Source organism: Rossellomorea vietnamensis, assembly GCF_008180415.1.
Classification (GTDB): domain Bacteria; phylum Bacillota; class Bacilli; order Bacillales; family Bacillaceae_B; genus Rossellomorea; species Rossellomorea vietnamensis_C.
Map to the genome: position 1 here is coordinate 530,602 of NZ_VTEI01000003.1, position 22,586 is coordinate 553,187.

Annotated in this window: 19 protein-coding genes; 1 reads left to right on the plus strand and 18 read right to left on the minus strand. The window is 44.4% G+C overall.

Annotation, left to right across the window (positions count from 1 at the left end; translation table 11 throughout):
• Positions 1-77: 77 nt before the first annotated feature.
• From FZC78_RS08675 to FZC78_RS08740, 14 genes are all read right to left on the minus strand, one after another.
• Positions 78-1,124: an L-threonylcarbamoyladenylate synthase gene (locus FZC78_RS08675; protein ID WP_148939521.1), complete on the minus strand. Its 1,047-nt coding sequence runs from the start codon at positions 1,122-1,124 to the stop codon at positions 78-80.
• 259 nt (positions 1,125-1,383) lie between these two features.
• Positions 1,384-1,827 (minus strand): GNAT family N-acetyltransferase, encoded by a 444-nt coding sequence (locus FZC78_RS08680; protein ID WP_148939301.1) that lies wholly within the window; start codon positions 1,825-1,827, stop codon positions 1,384-1,386.
• 103 nt (positions 1,828-1,930) lie between these two features.
• A complete protein-coding gene (gene spoIIR, locus FZC78_RS08685) occupies positions 1,931-2,782 on the minus strand; it encodes a stage II sporulation protein R (protein WP_148939302.1) in 852 nt (283 codons plus the stop codon).
• A 234-nt stretch (positions 2,783-3,016) separates the two neighbouring features.
• Positions 3,017-3,883, minus strand: coding sequence for a peptide chain release factor N(5)-glutamine methyltransferase (gene prmC / locus FZC78_RS08690; protein ID WP_148939303.1), 867 nt, complete (start codon positions 3,881-3,883; stop codon positions 3,017-3,019).
• On the minus strand, positions 3,883-4,953 hold the full coding sequence (gene prfA, locus FZC78_RS08695) for a peptide chain release factor 1 (protein WP_148939304.1): 1,071 nt from the start codon (positions 4,951-4,953) through the stop codon (positions 3,883-3,885). The genes prmC and prfA overlap by 1 nt, the downstream gene beginning before the upstream one ends.
• Before the next feature lie 91 nt (positions 4,954-5,044).
• Positions 5,045-5,476 carry a hypothetical protein gene (locus FZC78_RS08700; protein WP_148939305.1) on the minus strand — a complete coding sequence of 144 codons (432 nt, stop codon included), beginning with the start codon at positions 5,474-5,476 and terminating at the stop codon, positions 5,045-5,047.
• 494 nt (positions 5,477-5,970) lie between these two features.
• Positions 5,971-6,585 carry a thymidine kinase gene (locus FZC78_RS08705; RefSeq protein WP_148939306.1) on the minus strand — a complete coding sequence of 205 codons (615 nt, stop codon included), beginning with the start codon at positions 6,583-6,585 and terminating at the stop codon, positions 5,971-5,973.
• 330 nt (positions 6,586-6,915) lie between these two features.
• On the minus strand, positions 6,916-7,128 hold the full coding sequence (gene rpmE, locus FZC78_RS08710; RefSeq protein ID WP_113930555.1) for a 50S ribosomal protein L31: 213 nt from the start codon (positions 7,126-7,128) through the stop codon (positions 6,916-6,918).
• 215 nt (positions 7,129-7,343) lie between these two features.
• Positions 7,344-8,609, minus strand: a complete 1,266-nt coding sequence (gene rho, locus FZC78_RS08715) for a transcription termination factor Rho (RefSeq protein WP_148939307.1) — start codon at positions 8,607-8,609, stop codon at positions 7,344-7,346.
• Positions 8,610-9,184: 575 nt separating this feature from the next.
• Positions 9,185-10,147, minus strand: a complete 963-nt coding sequence (gene glpX / locus FZC78_RS08720; RefSeq protein WP_148939308.1) for a class II fructose-bisphosphatase — start codon at positions 10,145-10,147, stop codon at positions 9,185-9,187.
• Between the two features lie 516 nt (positions 10,148-10,663).
• The gene (locus tag FZC78_RS08725) at positions 10,664-11,950 is read right to left on the minus strand and encodes a UDP-N-acetylglucosamine 1-carboxyvinyltransferase (protein WP_148939309.1); all 1,287 of its coding nucleotides are present in this window, start codon (positions 11,948-11,950) and stop codon (positions 10,664-10,666) included.
• Between the two features lie 239 nt (positions 11,951-12,189).
• Positions 12,190-12,834 carry a fructose-6-phosphate aldolase gene (gene fsa, locus FZC78_RS08730; protein ID WP_148939310.1) on the minus strand — a complete coding sequence of 215 codons (645 nt, stop codon included), beginning with the start codon at positions 12,832-12,834 and terminating at the stop codon, positions 12,190-12,192.
• Between the two features lie 129 nt (positions 12,835-12,963).
• A complete protein-coding gene (locus tag FZC78_RS08735; protein ID WP_148939311.1) occupies positions 12,964-13,821 on the minus strand; it encodes a class II fructose-bisphosphate aldolase in 858 nt (285 codons plus the stop codon).
• Between the two features lie 164 nt (positions 13,822-13,985).
• A complete protein-coding gene (locus tag FZC78_RS08740; RefSeq protein WP_148939312.1) occupies positions 13,986-14,348 on the minus strand; it encodes a response regulator in 363 nt (120 codons plus the stop codon).
• A 384-nt stretch (positions 14,349-14,732) separates the two neighbouring features.
• On the opposite strand from FZC78_RS08740, the gene FZC78_RS08745 reads away from it, so the two are divergent.
• Positions 14,733-15,254: a DUF2529 domain-containing protein gene (locus FZC78_RS08745; protein WP_148939313.1), complete on the plus strand. Its 522-nt coding sequence runs from the start codon at positions 14,733-14,735 to the stop codon at positions 15,252-15,254.
• Positions 15,255-15,761: 507 nt separating this feature from the next.
• Here the strand turns inward: FZC78_RS08745 and FZC78_RS08750 are convergent.
• The 4 genes from FZC78_RS08750 to icmF all read right to left on the minus strand — a co-directional run bounded on the left by FZC78_RS08750 (position 15,762) and on the right by icmF (position 22,389).
• A complete protein-coding gene (locus FZC78_RS08750) occupies positions 15,762-17,363 on the minus strand; it encodes a CTP synthase (protein WP_148939314.1) in 1,602 nt (533 codons plus the stop codon).
• A 408-nt stretch (positions 17,364-17,771) separates the two neighbouring features.
• Positions 17,772-18,335, minus strand: a complete 564-nt coding sequence (gene rpoE, locus FZC78_RS08755; RefSeq protein ID WP_148939315.1) for a DNA-directed RNA polymerase subunit delta — start codon at positions 18,333-18,335, stop codon at positions 17,772-17,774.
• Positions 18,336-18,692: 357 nt separating this feature from the next.
• On the minus strand, positions 18,693-18,884 hold the full coding sequence (locus FZC78_RS08760; protein WP_148939316.1) for a hypothetical protein: 192 nt from the start codon (positions 18,882-18,884) through the stop codon (positions 18,693-18,695).
• A 238-nt stretch (positions 18,885-19,122) separates the two neighbouring features.
• A complete protein-coding gene (gene icmF / locus FZC78_RS08765) occupies positions 19,123-22,389 on the minus strand; it encodes a fused isobutyryl-CoA mutase/GTPase IcmF (protein WP_148939317.1) in 3,267 nt (1,088 codons plus the stop codon).
• Between the last annotated feature and the right edge of the window lie 197 nt (positions 22,390-22,586).

Below are 22,586 nucleotides of genomic sequence, written 5' to 3' on the forward strand. Positions count from 1 at the left end.
GCCCCTCACTTAATGGAGGAGCTGCCTTTTTTCTTATAACTCTTTTTAATCTCGCCAATGCGCTGTACCACTCTATGCTACTTCTCTTTCAATAACTGGTACCCCGCCGCTTTTTGCAGCCTGTTCATAATTGCCATTCCGACACCCTCCTGAGGGAAGGTCTCTGAAAAAATGATATCCACATCACTTTCATTAAAAGACCTCAAGACATCGTAAAGCGAATGAGCAACAGTGCCGAGATCCGACCGGCTTCCGCAGAAAAGAATATGTTCCGCTTGGAAGGAATCTTTATTTTCCTCTGTCGTCAGCATCCCGACCTTCAATCCTTCCTGCCTTTTTTCATCAATGAGAGATTGTATCCAATCCACAGACCCGTCCAGCAGCACCAATGGCGCGTCGGGAGCATAGTGAGTATATTTCATGCCAGGTGATTTTGGCGCACCCTCCCCTTTTTTCAAAGAGGGGTCCACTTGGACGGGTCCGGACACCTCTTCCAGCTGCTCTTTTGTGACTCCGCCCGGTCTCAAAATCACAGGAACCTCTGATGTGCAGTCAACGACAGTGGACTCCACTCCAACACCAGTTTCCCCGCCGTTAATGACGCCGCTGATTTTGCCGGCCAAATCTTTGATAACGTGTTGTGCAGTTGTCGGGCTTGGCCTGCCTGATACATTTGCGCTCGGTGCGGCAATCGGCAGGTCCGCCGCCTCTATCAATGCCAGCGCCACTTGGTGATCAGGCATCCTGATGGCTACCGTATCCAATCCGGCCGTTACCCTTTCCGAAAGGACGCCCTCTTTTTTCTTGAAAATAATCGTCAATGCCCCCGGCCAAAACTTCTCCATAAAGGTCTCAGCAGCAGGAGGGATCTCTTCAACCAACTCGGCTAACTGTTCCTTATTTGAAATGTGGACAATCAGGGGATTATCGCTCGGTCTGCCCTTGGCTGAAAAAATTTTATCCACCGCCGCATCCGATTTCGCATTCGCCCCCAGTCCATAAACTGTTTCAGTTGGAAAGGCAATGACCTCATCATCCTTTAAAAATTGAGAGGCTTCCACAATCTGTGGACAACTTTTATCACTATCCACATTGTTCTCCACAATCCAGTAATTCGTCTTCATCATTATCACCTTTATCTTTTCAAACATAATAGTGCAGGAAAAAGCTTATTTCTATGTGAATTTTAACTATCCTATATCATTTCTACTTTTGCAAGTATATAAGAATCGGCACAGTTATTCAAATCTTATCCACAAAATGTGTATAACCTCCGAAAAATTGTGTATAACTATGTGAACATCTGAAATTTACCTTTAACGCACTACAGCAGTGAAAGGGACAGTCCCTCTCACTGCTTTAAACCGTTAACATACTAAATAATCAGAATTGGAAGCACATGATTGTACAGTTATCCACTGTGGATAACGCTTTGGCGTGTGTGAACTGTTGTAATTCTTCTGAGCAATGAGACTTATCCACTTGTTGAAAACCTAATAAGTGAAAAAATTGAACAGATGCCTGCTTATTGGACACTAGATATAAGGAAGATAACTGTTTTTCCCTTCCCAACTGAAGAATCTCCTGAAATAAAGCAAATAAATCTTCGCCATCCATTGTCGGCTTGACCACCAGTGATCTCAGCAGCCCTGCCCTTTCGAGAATTTCCAGTCCCAGAGTTCCTTCTATCCCGAATTCTTCATTCTCTACGATTAAAAAGTTATCAATGCTTTCATCGACTCCCAAAGTGCTCAATTCTGCACTCTCCAGAAACCCCTTAATTGGTGCAATATCCCTCTCCAAAGCTCTCCTGATTGTTTTCAACATATTTATGCCCCTCTCTCATTTTATCTTTATAGTTAATAGATATGTAATGAGAGAGAGAATAGAACAAGAAAGAGATTCTTTTGATAAGAATCTCTCTATCACCTTAATTCACAAGCCCTTTTAAAAGGTCTATCACGAAGAACCTTACCTCGACTTCACTTTCTTCTTCCTCTACAAAAAGCTGTTCTTCTGTCGGCGCTTCATCTGCCATACCCTTTTCATCTGCTGGTTTATCCACAACTTGTCCACTTGCGGCCACAACTTCCGTCTCTTCGATGATAACCGCCTCGCTGGCTGTCCGCGTTTCGCTTGCACGTGAAGCTTCCGGCTGCTGCTCTTCATCCGAAGCACCCGCTGACACATCGGACTCCTCCGTTACAGGCAGATCAACTTCCTGCTCCAATTCACTGGCTTCAGCCGTTGATTCAAATCCAGGGCTTCTTACAGCCGTTCCACTTGAAAAATCGAGGAAGCAAAGCGGAGGGTAAAGGACGCACCACCAGTTTGCTCCTTGGCCGCTTCCCAACGTAATCAAGATCGCTTCATACTCACCGGCAGGGTATAAAAACTGCCCATAAAGCTTTGTAGGAAAATCGACTTCTCCGAATTCCACTTTGACTGACTGTGATACCCCTTCCTCCTCCATCACTTGTTCGGCTATTTCTTGGAGTTCAGGTAGACCTGCCTTGATAGTAGAACGCGCCTCCTCTAGTGAAGCAAGGCTTTCCACCCATTCTGTAATCTCTTCATTGACTCTATCACGGATCAAGCGTTTGACTGCCTGATCTTCTTCCTTGTCGCTGTCAGCCAGGATCCTCAATCGTATCGCTTCATTCGGAATGACCTGAACCTCCTGCTGAGCTGAGATTGATTCCTGTTTCGGTATATATAAACTTAAGATTGTTCCAATACTTAAAGTGATTATGTACATCCAGGCTAATTTAGTTGATTTCATTTCCTCCACCGTCCCTTCAGTAAAACAGTGTGGACAGAAATCTCAATTCTTAAACTAGCAAAATCGAAAAACTCCAAAAAAAGAGAATTCTGCTAGAATCATAGGATTTTGCTTCTCTGTTTTAAAGCAGCAGAAGGGACAGTCCCTCATAACCAAGCAACGCATTGATTCGCTGCCAGGCTAAAAGGAACTGTCCCTCTTATTACTTTATTGTGCTAAGTCCGATTGCCCACTTCAGCCACTTGTACAGAAAACCATCCGGTCTTTGCCATTGATGTCGTGGATAACTTCAGTGTGGGCATCAGGGAATGCACCTCTGAGCATCCCGGCAACCGCTTCACCCTGTCCAACCCCAATTTCAAATCCAACCAGAAATCTATTTTTCATCACTTTTGGCAGTTCTTCCATAAAACGCTGGTAAAAATCCAGGCCGCTTTCGCCTCCAAAAAGTGCAGAGTGCGGCTCATGGTCCTTCACTACTTCCGATAAATTATCCAAGTCGCTCAAAGGGATATAAGGGGGATTCGATACAAGCACATCCAGCTTCTCCTCAGACGAAATGAAAGGCTGCAGCAAATCGCCTTCCAAAAACGAAACCTGTGCACCCAATGCCTCGGCATTTTTCTCCGCCATCGTCAAAGCTTCCGAGGAAATATCCACTGCCGAGACAGCCAGCTCCGGCTTCTCCAATTTCAGCGTCACCGCGATTGCACCGCTCCCTGTCCCGATATCAGCTACTTTCAGTTGATCCTTCCCGGCAAAATGCTTCTTAATTTTATCCAAGGCATGATACACCAGCTCCTCGGTTTCAGGACGGGGAATCAGCACATGTTCACTGACGAGAAATCTCCGGCCGTAAAACTCTTCATGACCGATGATATGCTGAATCGGCGTTCCCTGGATATGACCGGTGATCCCACGAACAAACTCAAGCTTCACCTTGTCGCTTAATACCATTCTTTGATTAGCCAGCAGCTGGGACCTGTCCATCTCTAAAAGATGCTTCATTAACAGTTCTCCCGCATTTTCGTCCCGCTTATTTTCTATCAAAAAAGAAGAAGCCCATTTAAGGGCTTCAAAAACGGTTTTGCAATTACTCATTATTCTTCCAGTCTTTCCAGCAGTTTAGATTGGTCTTCAAGGATGAGTGCGTCAATGACGTCATCCATTTTACCTTCTAAAATCTGATCGAGTTTTTGAATTGTCAAACCAATGCGGTGATCCGTTACGCGGTTTTGCGGGAAATTATACGTACGGATACGCTCGGAGCGGTCGCCGGTACCGACAGCAGACTTACGGTTGGCATCGTATTCTGCCTGTACTTCTCTTTGGAACTTGTCGTAGACACGGGCACGAAGGACTTTCATCGCCTTTTCTTTATTCTTGATCTGGGATTTTTCATCCTGACATGAAACGACGACACCAGTAGGCATATGCGTCAAACGCACAGCTGACATCGTGGTGTTAACGCTCTGTCCGCCCGGTCCACTGGATGCGAAAGTGTCGACACGGATATCTTTATCATGGATATCGATCTCCACTTCTTCCGCTTCAGGAAGACACGCAACGGTTGCCGTTGACGTATGGATCCGTCCGCCTGATTCTGTTTCAGGAACACGCTGTACGCGGTGTGCACCATTTTCATATTTCATTTTGGAATAGGCGCCATTTCCAGTAATCATGAAAATGATTTCCTTGTAACCGCCGACACCAGTAGAGTTCGCTTCCATGACTTCGGTCTTCCAGCCTTGCGCTTCCGCAAAACGGCTGTACATACGGTAGAGATCGCCGGCAAACAAGGCAGCCTCGTCTCCGCCTGCTGCTCCGCGGACCTCCATGATTACGTTCTTGTCATCATTCGGATCTTTAGGAATAAGAAGAATCTTCATTCTCTCTTCCAATTTCTCAATTTGTTCTTCCAGCTCGGAAACTTCCTCTTTGACCATTTCACGCATTTCCGAATCAAGCTTTTCTTCAAGCATTGATTTGGCGTCTTTGAACTGGGACGTAGCTTCCTTATATTCACGATATGCTTCAACAGTTTCCTGGATGTTAGATTGTTCCTTGGAATATTCTCTTAGCTTCTTTGGGTCATTCACAATTTCCGGATCGCTCAAAAGCTCATTCAGCTTTTCATAACGATCTTCCACTGCCTGTAAACGATCGAACACAGCTATTCACCTCAATTTTAATCCATAACAGTACAATTATATTATATGCCGTCCTCAAACACAAGAAACGGTAAAAGGGCGAGTCTCCCTTTTACCGTTCTTGGATCTGTACATTCACTTTATATCTCGGAAAAGCTCTGGTTAAACGCTTGCGGAGATCTGCTTCCTCTTCATTGCGTTTGTCCTGTGCCATTTCGGCATGAGTATAAGCCGTGACCCACATTTGCTGGCCGTTTAACCAGACCTGGCCAGGTTCATAGTCTGTGTATATCTCAATGACCTCTCTTGCCTTGTTGACATCTGTACCTTTATTTGGCTGCGTTTCCGCTAAATCAATAAAATTGGGGTTTTGATTCGTCTCCATAGGCTGATCGACATTTTGATTCGTATCGACATCATTTAAATCATTGTTAACGAACCTTCTGCCACCCTGATCTTCATCCTGCACGTAAAGATTTTCATTCTGTGCTCCACATGCTGTCAGTAAGATGGTAAGAGCCGCTAAACTTAAGACCTTCCTCATCTGAAACACCTCCTGAGCATAGGTTATCCCAGGACATTGAGGTTATACCGGTTGAAATTTGGAAGGAATAAAAGCGTAAGGACCGCGTTCTAAAGCTTGGTGTTGAAGCTGGGATTGCGGCTGTTAAAGTAATGAATATCGGCTTCAGCCGCACAACTCAACGGGGGCGGAGTTAAGACTAGCGGTAAAAATAAGGGAAGTTATTACCGCTAATTTTAGATTAGAGCACATTTTAAGGGTAAATAACGGAAGCTTTTTCCCTTATTTACCCCAGAAACACCTTTTTTCAGTTTTTTAAGTCAAATAAGGGAATTTTCTTCCTCTATTTTAGCTGTTTTACCTGCTATTTAATAATTAAGGGAAATCTTTTCCTCTATTTTTAAGATTATAGTACCTGCCCTCAACCCTTGACCCCGAGGGAATGTTGATCACCAGTCCCGCAGGCTGTCGGACGCCACTAAAAAACCGGCAGCTTGGGGGCTCCCGGTTAAAAATTATATTTCTTTCACGATCGATTCCTGGCTGACACTGATACCCTTAGGTACCTGGTGATGATGCCTGCACCTTGGTTCATACGCTTCCGAAGCTCCGACGAGGATAATCGGATCATCATATCCGGCAGGACGGCCATCGATCAGGCGCTGTGTACGGCTTGCGGGTGATCCGCAGACAGAACATACAGCCTGAAGCTTGGTCACTTGTTCAGCAGCAGCCATCAAGCGGGGCATCGGACCAAATGGTTCTCCGCGGAAATCCTGATCAAGTCCTGCAGTGACAACACGATGACCTGCATCCGCAAGCTTCTGCACGACATCCACAATACCTTCATCAAAAAACTGGACTTCATCAATAGCGACGATATCGACACTGGCTGTCACCTCTCCTAGAATCTCCACTGAAGATTCAACAGGCTTGGCGATCACAGATGTTCCATTATGGGAAACAACAGCTTCCTCACTATAGCGGTTATCTAATTTCGGTTTGAAGACCATGATTTCCTGCTTGGCAAATTGTGCTCTTCTGACGCGTCTGATCAACTCTTCAGATTTTCCAGAGAACATGCTTCCGCAAATTACTTCCAACCATCCGGTCTGTTTCATGAGATACATGAAATTAGCCCTCTCCTTCCTCGATCGATGAATTTATGAAATGCATCCTATGTATTCCGCTGCACCTCTAATAAAAGAATAAAAAAGGCAATAACAGCTGGTACAGCCGGAAAAGAATGTCTAAAAAGGTCCAATTCAGAAAAAAAGGGGTGCAGTTCAATTACTGCCTCCACCTGATTCTTCCTTATTTTCTCATAAAAGAGAAATAAAAAACAGGCAAGCATAATTCCTTGCCTGTTTTCTTTAAAGTTTAGAAAGGGAGGACTCCAGGGAAGCTGTTAAGCACAAGTGCTTACAGGGACCCGGAATCCCTCCGCTGTTTTTCTAAAATTATTGTTGTTGGTTTTTAAGGCCGTATTTCTTGTTGAAACGATCAACACGTCCGCCAGCATCAGCGAATTTTTGACGACCAGTGTAGAAAGGATGGCACTCAGAGCAAACCTCTACTTTAACTTCGTTCTCAACAGAACCTGTTTCGAACTCGTTACCGCAAGCACATGTAACCATCACTTTTTTGTAATCTGGATGAATTCCTTGTTTCATTCTTTTTCATCTCCTTCCGCCCTGAATCATCTGAGACAGAGTTATATATTCCAAAATATGCGATATGAGCATAAGCCGTTTGACCAGCCCCTTACCGCATCCACTTTAAAAACACACTGACAATATTATAACAAGTCCAGCCCTGAAATGCAAACTGGTTTTCAAGCTGGATAAAATTTACTTTACTACTCTAAATCACTTAGAGGGACAACCGCTTATGAGCGCCTGCCTTTGGATTCTTCATGAAGTATATCGAAGAATTCTTCGTTTGTCTTGGTTTTTTTCAGCTTGCGCAGGAATTTTTCTGCAAAATCCGGCGCGTCGGACATTGCTTTTCGGATGGCCCACAGCTTATCAAGGTTTTCCGCTGGAATAAGAAGCTCCTCTTTTCGTGTTCCGGAACGACGAATATCGATCGCAGGGAAGATTCTTCTTTCTGCAAGCGCACGGTCAAGATGAAGTTCCATGTTTCCAGTTCCTTTGAATTCTTCATAGATTACATCATCCATACGGGAGCCGGTATCAACAAGAGCCGTTGCCAGTACAGTCAAGCTTCCGCCCTCTTCTATGTTACGGGCAGCACCGAAGAAACGTTTTGGACGGTGGAAAGCAGCCGGATCGATACCGCCGGAAAGTGTTCTTCCGCTTGGCGGGATGACCAAGTTATAAGCACGCGCCAGACGTGTGATACTATCCATTAGAATGATCACATCTCGTTTATGCTCAACTAGACGCATAGCTCGCTCCAATACTAGCTCAGCCACTTTGATATGATTTTCAGGCACTTCGTCGAATGTGGAACTTACCACTTCTGCTTCAACAGAGCGTTCGATATCCGTTACTTCCTCAGGACGCTCATCGATCAGAAGGATAATCAATTCCGCTTCAGGATTATTGGTCGTGATTGAATTGGCAATCTCTTTCAAGAGCATCGTTTTACCTGCTTTAGGAGGAGCGACAATCAATCCTCGCTGGCCAAATCCGACAGGGGAGATCAAATCCATGATGCGTGTTGATATTTTACTTGTAGTCGTTTCAAGCATGATCTGACGGTCAGGATATAAAGGAGTAAGAGCTGGGAAATGGACGCGGTCCTTGGAAGCTTCCGGTTCCACTCCATTGACCATTTCTACATGAAGTAATCCAAAATAGCGTTCGTTCTCTTTAGGAGGACGCACTTTCCCGGAAACCTTGTCTCCATTCCTCAAATCAAAACGGCGGATTTGGGACGCGGAAATATAAATATCCTCCGCACTCGGCGAGTAATTGATCGGGCGCAGGAATCCGAAACCTTCCGACTGGATGATTTCCAATACACCTTCCATAAAAAAGAAGCCTTCTTTTTCAGCTCTCACTTTCAGGATGGCAAATATGAGTTCTTTTTTTGTCAGCTTGCTATAGTAGGAAATCTTGTATTCTCTTGCTAGTTCATATAGTTCTTTTAATTTCATGTTTTCTAGGCTTTTAATCGTTAATTCCATAATGACACCACTCTTTAATTATTTGAAATCTACCATATGGAGATCGTTATGATAGGAAAATTACCGGATAATAAGTAAGAAGAAATAGTAGAAGCAATTTCTTGTGAAGTATTTTTATCTATGGCTCTTTTCGCTAAGATTGTGGCTGTTTCAATATTAATGAATTTCCGCTCCAATCCTAATTCGTAAAAGGGTAGAGGATAAAACAGCCTCAATCTTTTAGAAAAGAGCCTTTCTTAAAATTGTTACTAATTGAATTTTAAAAAATATCGCCATGATTCACTGAAATATCATGTGCATGGGTTTCGAAAGCAAAAATATAACCAAACACAGTATGGTATATATGAAAATAAAACAACTACTATCTAATCATATTTTTCAGTTGAAATCAACAATGGAATAGAAAAGGAAGGAAAAAGTCATGATGGGCAGAGGAATACCCTCATCTTTCTCTATATATAGGAAATGTCAGCTTCAATGGGAGCTCTCCATCAAAGCTGATTGATATTCAAAGTTCACCCGTGTACTGGATGACCGGTCGCTGTAAAAGGAATTTAAAGTGCCTTACAAAACACTTACTTCATCACCAGATTCGGTTTCTTTTGCAAGCTGTGACGGCCGTCAATGAAACGCACCGTGCCGGACTTCGCTCTCATTACAACAGAATGCGTCAAGCCATGGGTCCCTTTTAATTGCACACCGCGCAAAAGCTCTCCATCTGTAACGCCTGTTGCGGAAAAGATGGCATCGTCTCCGGTCACCAGGTCTTCCATACGAAGGATTTTGCTGCAATCCAGACCCATTTTTACACAGCGGTCTGCTTCAGCATCATTCTGCGGCAGAAGCTTCCCTTGGATTTCCCCGCCAAGACATTTCAACGCTACTGCAGCCAGAACGCCTTCAGGTGCACCTCCTGAACCAAACAGGATATCAACTCCGGTATGATCAAAAGCTGTATTCATGGCACCCGCAACATCACCGTCATTGATCAGCTTGATTCTTGCTCCAGCTTCTCTCAATTGAGCGATGATGTGAGAATGGCGCTCACGATTAAGTACCGTCGCAACGACGTCTTCGATATCTTTATTTTTTGCACGGGCAACAGCCTTCAGGTTATCCAGTACAGACGCATTGATGTCAATCTGTCCGACCGCTTCCGGGCCCACTGCTATCTTGTCCATATACATGTCCGGAGCATTCAATAGGTTTCCATGGTCAGCGACAGCCAGTACAGCCAGGGCATTCCAACCTCCAGAAGCCACAATGTTTGTGCCTTCCAGCGGATCGACCGCTACGTCAACGCGAGGGCCATAGCCTGTCCCTAGTTTTTCACCGATATAGAGCATCGGGGCTTCATCCATTTCCCCTTCCCCGATCACAACTGTCCCTTTCATCGGGACAGTATCAAAAACATCTCTCATAGCTGAAGTTGCTGCATCATCCGCTTCATCTTTCTTTCCTCTTCCCATCCAGCGGGCTGAAGCAAGCGCTGCCCCTTCTGTTACGCGTACAAGTTCCATCGATAAACTTCTTTCCATCTGTTTCTCCCCCTGTGTCATAAATATATTTTTATGTGCAAATTGTATAACATAATAATATATATATTGTAACACATTAAAAGGGAGGGGAAAGGTTTTTTTTAGAATGCTGATTTGAATATTGCTTTTTGAAAAGGGTTGTTGATTTCCGTTGCAGGTGTCCGACTCCGCGGGGGCGGACAGGAGATCGGGCACCTTCCGCTCCATTCAATCCTGCCTATAAAAGCTCGGGTAGAAGCGGCTAACACATGCATTTAATAACCTTACGGAGCATCGCAACTTGCGTAAGCGAATTAGGTTCTAATGTCCTTTTCAATGGAAGTCCAACAACATTATGAGCCTAGCACGGTTCTTGCCCCCATATATTCTCTTAAGTATATGGAAAAGCATGACACATTGGTAAAGACCTACTTCTTTAATTCAACTGCCCCATTGAAGAGGTTGTACACCTTTTCTCCAGCAGAATGAATAGTCATAGAACTGCCACCTTCCTAAAATGGCCGCTCAGTATGACAATCAAGAGCTTTTCAACTGCTCCAGCTCTTCCGGCGACATCTTTTCACGCCAAATAGTTGCTCCAAGTCCTTCGAGCTTCTCGACCAGGCTGCTGTAGCCGCGGTCAATGTGCTCCAGGCCTGTCACTTCTGTTATACCCTCAGCCATCAGGCCGGCAACAACAAGTGCAGCGCCTGCCCTCAGGTCACTCGCTTTCACTTTCGCTCCTTGAAGCTGGACAGGCCCGTTCACGATGGCGGAACGCCCTTCGACTTTGATATTGGCATTCATTCTTCGCAGCTCATCAATATGCTTGAAGCGGGCAGAATAAATGGTATCCGTTACGACTGCCGAACCCTTAGCTCTTGTTAAAAGAGAGGTGAACGGCTGCTGAAGATCCGTAGGGAATCCAGGGTATACAAGAGTCTTGATATCAACAGCATTTAAATTTTCCGCCTTGCCAATGAAGATTTGCTCATCACCGGTCTCAATAGGCACACCCATTTCACGCATCTTCGCGATCAAAGATTCCATGTGAAGAGGGATGACGTTATCAATCAGTACACCATCACCTGCTGCGGCACCTAAAATCATGAACGTGCCCGCTTCTATGCGGTCGGGAATGATCGTATGTCGGCATCCGCTCAGGTTATCGACTCCATCAATACGGATGACATCTGTACCTGCACCTTTGATTCTGGCTCCCATATTGGTAAGCAATGTAGCCACATCAATAATTTCAGGCTCTTTTGCTGCGTTTTCTATGATTGTCTGGCCTTTTGCCCTGACGGCTGCCAGCATAATATTAATGGTTGCTCCGACACTGACCACATCAAGATAGATCCGGGCACCGCGCAGTTCCTCTGCTCTTAGATAGATGGCGCCTTGTTCGTTCGTCACTTCAGCACCCAAAGCTTCAAACCCTTTAATATGCTGGTCTATTGGACGCGGCCCAAGGTGGCACCCGCCCGGCAGTCCGATTGCCGCTTTTTTGAAGCGCCCAAGCATGGCACCCATTAAATAATAGGACGCTCTCAGCTTTTTCACTTTTCCGCTTGGCAGAGGCATTGAAATCATTCGGGATGGATCTACTCTCATCTCACCATCGCCAAAAGAAACTTCTCCTCCGATTTCTTCAAGCAAAGCCTTCAGTGTCTGTACATCTGAAATCTCTGGTAAACCTTCAATTGTTACTGGAGAGTCGGCAAGGATAGTTGCCGGAATTAGGGCCACAGCGCTGTTCTTCGCTCCACTTACCTTAATAGTCCCTTTCAGTGGATAACCGCCTGCTATTTTAAGCTTTTCCATTTTAGACTCCCTTCCAAATTCCTTGATGAATTTTCCATAAACTAAGCAACGATTTATAATGAGTGTTTTAATGGTTATATTTACCAATTAAAATAATTCTAAGAAGTATTGTCTACTAGTTTATACATAATTCGCCAAAACATGTATAGAAGAATAGATTTTTTTATAAATTATACCTTTTTTACTATAGTTCTGCATTGAGTGTGTCGACTGCCGCCGAAAATCAATCCAGGGAATATCTAGCTTCTGTTATTCCAATCATCCAGGAATGCCTGGATTCCCTTGTCTGTAAGCGGGTGTTTGAACAACTGCCCAAGAACTTTATAAGGGGTAGTCGCAATGTGCGCCCCTCTTAAAGCAGCATCAGTGATATGTTGAGGATGTCTGATAGAAGCAGCGATGATTTCTGTGTCGATAGCATGGATCGCAAAGATTTCAGCGATTTTCTCAATCAGCTCCATTCCGTCATGGCCGATATCATCCAGCCTTCCGAGGAAAGGAGAGACGTATGTCGCACCCGCCCTTGCTGCAAGCAATGCCTGATTGGCACTGAAAATAAGGGTTACATTCGTTGTGATGCCTTCTTTAGAGAATACAGACACCGCTTTCAGGCCATCTGGAGTCATTGGCACTTTTACGGTGATATTAGGTGCGATAGCCGCAAGTTCACGGCCCTCTTTAATCATGCCTTCTGCATCAAGTGCGATGACTTCACCCGACACCGATCCAGGTACCAGGTCTGCTATTTCCTTTAAGCGGTCGTGAAAAGATACCCCTTCTTCTTTCGCAACCAATGAAGGGTTTGTTGTCACCCCAGAGATGATTCCCCATTCAAAAACTTCGCGAATTTCTTCCATATTAGCCGTATCAATAAAAAATTTCATTTCCCCATCCCTCTTTCTTCGACTAAATTTTCAAAACTTTTAAAATGAACGGAAACCGCCTTATGATGTAAGGCGGTTTCTATAAGGGTTGTTTATGCGATTCTGCAAAGTCTATAGATTTTTATAAAATTATGCTTGGTTTGAAGAACCGAATTCACGCATTTTGCCGATAACCGTTTGCTTGATGGCTTCGCGTGCAGGCCCAAGATATTTACGTGGATCGTATACTTCAGCATCTTCAGCAAGCACTTCACGAACCTTTTTCGCAGAAGCGATTTGGTTTTCAGTGTTTACGTTGATTTTCGCTGTACCGTAAGATACCGCTCTTTGGATATCTTTCGTTGGAATTCCCGTACCGCCGTGAAGCACCAGTGGTACTCCTGTAGCCGCGCCGATTTCTTCCATTTCCTTGAATCCTAAGTTAGGCTCGCCTTTGTATGGTCCGTGAACAGAACCAAGGGCAGGTGCCAATGTGTCGATACCAGTGCGCTCAACGAGCTCCTGGCACTCTTTAGGGTCAGCGTAGATAACGCCGTCAGCTACAACGTCGTCCTCTTGACCGCCGACAACTCCAAGTTCAGCTTCTACAGAAACGCCTTTAGAGTGTGCATACTCAACCACTTTGGAAGTGATTTCGATGTTTTCCTCGAAAGGACCGTGTGACGCATCGATCATGACAGATGTGAAGCCTGCATCGATCGCTTCTTTACACTTGTCATAGCTGGAACCATGGTCAAGGTGAATAGCTACAGGTACTGTAATGCTGTAGTCTTCCAGAAGGCCTTCCACCATCTTGACGACAGTCTTGAACCCGCCCATATAGCGTGCTGCACCTTCGGAAACACCAAGGATTACCGGTGATTTTTCTTCTTCCGCAGCTTGAAGGATCGCTTGAGTGAACTCAAGGTTATTTAGGTTGAACTGTCCGACAGCATAACTGTTATCTTTTGCTTTGATAAGCATTTCTTTCATTGAAACTAAAGGCATGAAATTTTTCCTCCTTTTATTGAGTCAGTATGTAAACTGTTACCCGTTTCTCAGTGTTTGCAATTTCATCTGTATAATACCAAAAAGGTCAACATTTTACCAACGGACTGCCCTATTTTTATAAAAAGAAGTATTATTCATTATTTTCAATTTTTTGGAAGGGGTTACATCGTAGCGTACTGTTTCACTGCCTGTCTGATATCGTCAATATCAAACGGCTTGGCGAAGTGAGTAATCGCCCCAAGGTCCTTAGCTTCCTGTATCATATCAAGTTCACCATAAGCCGTCATGATGATAACGCGGATATCAGGATCCTTTTCCTTCATCCTTTTTAAAATTTCAATGCCATCCATTCCCGGGATCTTCATATCAAGCAGGACCAGATCAGGGGAATGTTTATCAACTATATCAAGAGCCTGAAGACCGTTGGCCGCTTGAAAAGTGTTGTAGCCTTCTTTTTGCAATACTTCGTTCAATAAGATTCGGATACCAAATTGATCATCTACAATGAGGATGTTCTCCTTCATCTAATCCACCTCTTCCCCTCTTAATAACAACTGAAACGTGGTAAAAGCTTCCGTCTTTAGTTCCATTCCGGATGCCTCATATTATAATTATAGTCTTCAACATTGCTGCTTCCAGCCGGCAGTATACTTTTGTGATCAGCATGCGAATCCAGGTCACTGCCATCTCAGGCGGATTTAAACACCTTTTCAGAGAACAGCATCTATTAAAAATGATAAGTATAATGTATATTAACCCTCAAGTATACTTCTACAAAAGACAAGCATAATCCTTCTTCTCCTGATAATTTTACATCCAGATCCTCCGCTTTTATAATTTAGTACATATGAAGCAGTTAATTCACTGCCGGATAGAAAAAAATCAATCATTTCAAAGGAGTACATACCATGATCAAAATGTTTACTACACAGCTATCGGGACTTTTTAACCGGATAGCCGATAAAGAAGAATTTTCGATTGAAGACGGCGCGCGCCTTCTTGCACAGGCCTCCATTGGTGAAGGAAATATTTTCATCAAAGGGTTTGCCGAAATGGAAAGTGTTACTCTCGAAGCGGTTCACGGCCGCGAACCGCTTCAGGGAGCTAAAGCCCTGGACACTGTGGATGATGTTTCTGAAGCGGACAGGGTGCTGCTGATTTCCCGTTTTTCCACTGATGAAGAAGCCGTTTCACTTGCGAATCAGCTCGTTGATAACGGGGTTCCGTTCGCGGCAATTTCCGGCACCGTTTCGACAGAGGGAGACAGCCTTGCAGAACTGGCCGATATCCACATCGATACCAAATTGATAAAGGGAATGCTTCCCGGGGAGGAATTAGGCGAGCGCGTAGGGTTCCCATCCAGTATGGCCGCACTTTATATCTACTTCCTGATAAAATTTTCGTTCGAAGAAATGCTGGAGGAGTATTGATACCAAGCATTCCTTTAATAAAAATAGTGCTCATATACTCGGCAGACCACCTGTAAGCTGGTGGTTTGTTCTGCCGCTGGAAGCCTACCTTACCGGACTCGGCCTATAAGACCCAATGAAGGGTATTCTCTAGCAATTTAATCCCTGTAAAAAAGTTTTACGAAATAAGGGGAGAAATTCCGCTTATTTAAGAAAAAAGCACGAAAAACAGTTAGAAATAAGCGGAGAAAATTCCGTTATTCTCTAAAAATCATGCGGAGATAGATTTTGCTGTATTTAAGTGGGAAATTCCGCTTATAGATACAACTACTCATGGCTGCCACAGGGAATATTTCCTGCTAGAACGAAACCAAATGATAGGGAAATCTGCTTATCCTATTATGAGGGAGATTTCCCACACCACCTTATAACCTCTCTGGAACCCCGGCATGGTCCGTGGTTTTCAGGACTATGAACCAAAAGAGCCGGCCCCCGCAGGGAACCGGCTCTTTCTAATCTGCACAATTATTATTCAGCATTCTCCAAAGCCGCATTGATGAAATCACGGAATAACGGCTGCGGGCGGGTTGGGCGTGAAGTGAATTCCGGATGGAATTGTGATGCCACAAACCACGGGTGATCCGCAAGCTCGATGATTTCCACCAATCTGCCGTCAGGGCTTGTCCCTGAGAAGATGAATCCAGCCTTTTCCATTTCTTCTCTGTAGTGATTGTTGAATTCATAACGGTGGCGGTGGCGCTCGTATACTACCTCGCCTGCATAAGCCTCATACGCTTTTGTTCCCGGAATGAGTTTACATGGATACAACCCAAGACGAAGAGTTCCGCCAAGGTCCTCGATATCTTTTTGCTCAGGAAGCAAGTCGATGATCGGATAAGGGGTTTCTGCGTTCAACTCAGCGGAGTGGGCTGTCTCATATCCCAGAACATTTCTGGCGTACTCAACAGACGCCAGCTGCATTCCCAAACAGATGCCAAGGAAAGGTACTTTGTTCTCACGTGCATATTTAGTCACGATGATTTTCCCTTCGACACCACGGTCACCGAATCCACCCGGTACCAGGATGCCATCTACATCGCTCATCAGCTCGGCGACATTCTCAGAATCCACCAGCTCCGAGTTCAGCCATTTCACTTCTACATCCGTATCGAAGTTATAACCCGCATGCTTCAGTGCTTCCACAACGGAAATATAAGCATCTTGAAGCTCGACATATTTACCGACAAGGGCAATTCTTGTTTTTTTGCTTAAATTACGGACTCTGTGAAGGAGTTCATTCCACTCAGCCATATCCGCTTCACCGCAGTCAAGCTTCAAATGATCACAGGTAAGCTGATCAAGTTTTTGTTCCTGAAGGGCAATCGGAACAGCATATAGAGTATCCGCATCCATCGCTTCAATAACGGCACGTTCATCGATGTCACAGAACAAGGCAATTTTATCTTTCATATCCTGAGTCATCGGCATTTCAGTACGCACGACGATGACATTCGGCTGGATACCAAGGCTTCTCAGTTCTTTCACACTGTGCTGGGTCGGTTTTGTTTTCATTTCACCGGCAGCCTTAATGTAAGGAACAAGCGTACAGTGAATGTACATAACATTGTCGCGTCCGACATCATTTTTGATCTGGCGGATGGCTTCCAGGAATGGAAGGGATTCGATGTCCCCTACTGTTCCGCCGATTTCCGTGATGACGATATCCGCATTGGTTTCGTTACCCGCACGGAAAACTCTTTCTTTGATTTCATTTGTTATATGTGGAATAACCTGAACGGTTCCGCCCAAATAGTCTCCGCGGCGTTCTTTTTTCAATACAGTGGAGTAAATTTTACCTGTTGTCACAGAGCTGTATTTATTCAGGTTAATATCGATGAAACGTTCGTAATGTCCTAAGTCAAGGTCCGTTTCGGCACCATCATCTGTCACGAAAACTTCTCCATGCTGATAAGGACTCATTGTACCAGGGTCCACGTTGATATAAGGATCAAACTTTTGGGTCGTCACTTTCAACCCGCGGTTTTTTAATAGTCTTCCAAGTGATGCAGCTGTAATTCCTTTTCCTAACGATGAAACTACACCGCCTGTTACAAAAATATACTTTGTCATGCAAAGTACCCCCTTCTTCAAGTTAGTGTCTAAAAAAAGTATGTTCAGCATGGCTGAACATTAATCTCTTACGATGAAATTAATCCAAGGACTGTTTCATTATGGAGGTGTACATTCTAAAAAAGATAGTTGATTTTCGCTCCAGGGACTAGCGGCAGAGCTGAAAAAACATCAATCTCTTAAAAAATCCTTATAAAAATACTCATACATCCTGCCCGGCGGCCTTCATCCAAGATCAACCAGGGAACGTTGGAGCATTCTCATTATGAAACAGTATGAAAGGGGTGCAAAAAACAAAAAACGCCCCCGCTTACCGTAGTAAGGGGAGCGTTGAGTTAATAGTCTGATCCTTTTAAAAGGAGCCCAAATAACATACTACCTTCCTCGACATGAGATGTCAAGAACTGATTATTTGTCTTCTTCTGTTTCACTTTCTTCTTCGGGATCTTCATCCTCTTCGTCATCTTCAAGATCATACTCATCTTCATCGATCAATTCTTCGTCGATTTCCTCATCATCCGCGTCCAGATCTTCATCGTCGTCGAGGTCATCATCGTCGTCATCATCAACAGCTGTCAGATCTTCTTCATCCAGGTCATCGAGGTCATCAAAGTCCAGATCTTCTTCTTCAAAATCCTCATCAAGATCTTCAACATCAGCCTTTTTAGCTTTCTTTTTACGGGTTTTCATTGTCGGAACCGTTTCTTCTTCAATCTGGTCAACAGGATACCATGCCCTGATTCCCCAGCGGTTCTCGCCCATTGCAATAAAACGGCCGTCAACATTAAGGTCAGTGTAAAACTGAACCATGCGGGAACGGACTTCCTCTTGTGATAATTCCTGCAATTTTCCCATTTCTTTCAGCAAATCATTAAATGTCACAGCCTGCTTTTTTTCTGTAAGCAATTCAAATGCTAATTCTATGAAGGATTTTTGACGCAATTCTTCAGTCGATAATTGCTTTAATTTCATATGACGCACTTCCTTTCTCTATTTCACATTCTATTAAAAGGGTATTCTGGTTATCGCTGCATCTGCTTTTTTTCCCATGGATAGCATAAAAAGCAATCTGGATATTCACAGCAGCAGCTTTGCGAAAAGAGCCTGATAGAATGAATAAAAGGGCATAATTCACGAATTTGCCTGAAACCATATTATTCATTATAAACAATATGAATGGGTTTATGCTAGATTTATGCCATTTTTCTTTTATTTTTTTCCATGTTTCATCATAAGGGAAATCAAGTGTTCACGGTGATAGTATGGGTGGGGAAAAGATAGGGGTTATGAAAAGGGAATTACCTTTAAAAACTCCGCAGGTTCCGGGCTTTAGGGCGTTTCCCCTTTTTCTAGTTCAGTATGACGCTGTTTCATTGCATTAGCGTATATTTCGCTGAAAGCTTCGTAAAAGAAGTAGAAAGCCAGCAGCAGCAACGGAATTGCTCCCAAAAGGTGTTGATATAAATAAAATGAAAGGCCGCACCCTGCCAAGAACAGGCCGTATCTAAGCAAATATTTCACAATGTCACTCCCTGCCATATGTCCTGTGCTTCAAAACATTACTCTTCTCCTATTATAGTAGAAAATTCCCCTCCGTAATATTAAATCTGTGTTAAAAAATTGGAATTACTCCGGCACTTTAGTCCTTTAAAGCATAAAGAGGGACAGTCCCTCTTTATGCTTTAAAGGACTAAAGTTTCCAGATAAGAGGAAAACTGATCCAAAGGAGGAATCCTTTGGATCAGTTGGTGATGAGGAATTACATGTTTCTTCTGTATTGGCCGCCCACTTCGTACAGGGCCCTTGTAATCTGGCCAAGGCTGGCGACTTTGACGGTTTCCATCAGTTCAGCGAAGATATTTCCATCATTGACTGCCGCTTCCTTCAGCTTCTTCAATGATTCTTCTGTCGTGTCCTGATTGCATCCCTGGAAGCTTCTCAAGTTCGTAATCTGTGTTTCTTTTTCTTCTTTCGTAGCACGCGCAAGTTCCATGCTGTCCATCTGATCTTCCGACGGCGGGTTTGGATTGAGGTAAGTGTTCACTCCGACAATCGGAAGTTCGCCGCTGTGTTTTTTCATTTCATAAAACATGGACTCTTCCTGTATCTTGCCTCGTTGATATTGCGTCTCCATCGCCCCTAGTACACCGCCGCGGTCGTTGATGCGTTCAAATTCTGTCAGCACCATTTCCTCCACAAGATCTGTCAGCTCTTCCACAATGAAGGATCCTTGCAGCGGATTTTCATTTTTTGATAATCCGTGCTCTTTCGTGATGATCATCTGGATCGCCATAGCCCTGCGGACCGATTCCTCTGTCGGAGTCGTGATCGCTTCGTCATATGCATTCGTATGAAGCGAGTTACAGTTATCCTGCAGAGCCATCAGCGCCTGCAATGTCGTACGGATATCATTGAAGTCGATTTCCTGTGCATGCAGGGAGCGCCCGGAAGTCTGGATGTGATACTTCAGCTTCTGGCTTCGTTCATTTGCACCATACTTATCTCTCATGACGGTCGACCAGATACGGCGTGCCACCCTTCCGATGACAGTATACTCTGGATCAAGTCCATTCGAGAAGAAGAAGGATAGATTCGGAGCGAAGTCATTGATATCCATGCCCCTGCTCAAATAGTACTCCACGTACGTGAATCCGTTGGCAAGCGTGAAAGCCAGCTGTGAAATCGGGTTGGCTCCCGCTTCTGCAATATGGTAGCCCGAAATCGAAACAGAGTAATAGTTTCTTACTTTGTGATCGATGAAGTACTGCTGGATGTCTCCCATCATTCTTAAAGCGAATTCAGTTGAGAAGATACACGTATTCTGTCCCTGGTCCTCTTTTAAAATATCTGCCTGAACCGTCCCCCGCACTACGTTCAGTGTCGCTTCCTTCACCTCTGTGAATTCTTCCAGATTCAGCGTTCTGCCCAGATCTTCTTCCTTCTTTTTCACCTGCTGGTCGATGGCTGTATTCATGAACATGGCCAAAATGATCGGCGCAGGGCCATTGATTGTCATCGATACAGAAGTTGAAGGCGCGCATAGGTCGAAGCCATCATACAGCTTCTTCATATCATCCAGTGTACAGATGCTGACACCGCTTTCCCCGACTTTACCATAAATATCAGGACGGTGATCCGGATCTTCACCATACAGTGTTACCGAGTCAAATGCCGTACTTAAGCGCTTGGCATCATCATCTTTGGAGAGATAATGAAAGCGCCGGTTCGTTCTTTCCGGCGTCCCTTCACCGGCGAATTGTCGTTTCGGATCTTCACCTTTGCGCTTGAACGGGAATACCCCTCCTGTATAAGGAAATGCCCCAGGAACATTTTCTTTATAAACCCAGCCGAGGATTTCACCAAGGTCCTTATATTTTGGAAGAGCAACCTTTGGAATATCCAGCCCCGAAAGGCTCTTTGTCTTCAATTCAGTGATGATTTCTTTATCCCTGATTTTGGTTATATACTGGTCTGCACCATATTTCTCTTTGAATTCTTCCCAGCCATCAAGGATCCTTTTGGATTCAGCAGTCAGCTTCTCTTCCACATTTTTTCTAAGGTTTTCAAGGGAAGTCAGCACTTCTTCATCTGCTTCCTGCTCCTTCACTGCTTCAATTGCTCCTTGAAGCTGGAACATTTTGCGTGCGAAGCCAACCTGCTCTTCCGCTTTTCTATGATAATTTCTCACCGTTTCGGAGATCTCTCTCAAGTAATAACGGCGGTTATTCGGAATGATGACATTTTGCTTTTCAACATCGACATCTTTTGAAAATGGCGTTGACCACTCCAAGCCTAGTTTACTGTTGATTTTATCAACCAGTGCGGCGAATAACGCGTTTGTGCCTGGATCATTGAACTGGCTGGCAATTGTTCCGTACACCGGCATTGCATCCAGATCCTTGTCAAACAGCATGTGGCTGCGCTGATACTGCTTCTGCACTTGTCTTCTTGCATCCTCTGAACCTTTGCGTTCAAACTTATTGATGACAATCAAATCGGCAAAATCAATCATATCGATTTTTTCCAGCTGTGAAGGGGCACCGAATTCGCTTGTCATGACATACATGGACAGGTCACAGATTTCCGCGATTTCCGCATCCCCCTGCCCGATACCGGATGTCTCGACAATTACAAGATCATAGCCTGCCGCTTTCACGACGTTGATAGAATCCTTGATCGCCAAGGAAAGCTCTGTCTTCGATCCGCGTGTCGCCAAACTCCTCATGAATACACGTTTATTGAAGATGGCATTCATACGGATACGGTCGCCAAGAAGGGCTCCGCCTGTTTTTTGCTTTGTCGGATCGATAGAAAGAATCGCAACCTTTTTCTCCGGAATTTCATTCAAGAAGCGGCGGATCAATTCATCTGTAAGTGAACTTTTCCCCGCGCCCCCTGTCCCTGTAATCCCAACAACAGGAACGGATGCTGCCAGCGACTTCACTTCACTGAGTACGGATTGGGCCGTCGCAGCTGCTTCTTCATTGGAATTGATCTGGTATTCTGCCAATGAAATCAGCTTTGAAACGGTATTGATATCTCCCGCCTGCAATTTTTCCAGCTGCTCACCAACAGAAGAAGTGACCGTTGGAAAATCACACTCTTCAATCATTCCGTTGATCATCCCTTGAAGGCCTTTGGTCCTTCCGTCTTCAGGAGAGAAGATCCTCGCAATTCCATAAGCATGAAGCTCCTTAATTTCCCGCGGGATGATGACACCGCCTCCTCCTCCATAAATCCGGATGTGTGAAGCGCCTCTTTCCTGTAATAGATCGTACATATATTTGAAGTATTCAACATGGCCGCCCTGATAAGAAGAAATCGCAATCCCTTGGACATCTTCCTGGATCGCCGCATTGACCACCTCTTCCACGGAACGGTTATGACCAAGGTGAATCACCTCTGCCCCGCTCGCCTGAATGATTCTTCTCATGATATTGATGGATGCGTCATGCCCGTCGAACAAACTGGATGCCGTAACGAAACGGACATGATGCTTTGGTTTATAAATTTCAACAGTGCTCATAGTTCTCCCCCTGTTCGCATACTAGTCTAAGGCTATTTTCGCAGGAATTGTTGCTTTCGGATATCACCGTATACTAAGGTTTCTCCCTAATCGGAGTGAGTAGCTCTTTTCTTTCTTGCTTACTAGGATATTTCAGGTGAATTATGGTGTTATCCTACCTGCCAATTTCAAATTGAAAAGCACCAAAGTTTACGAAA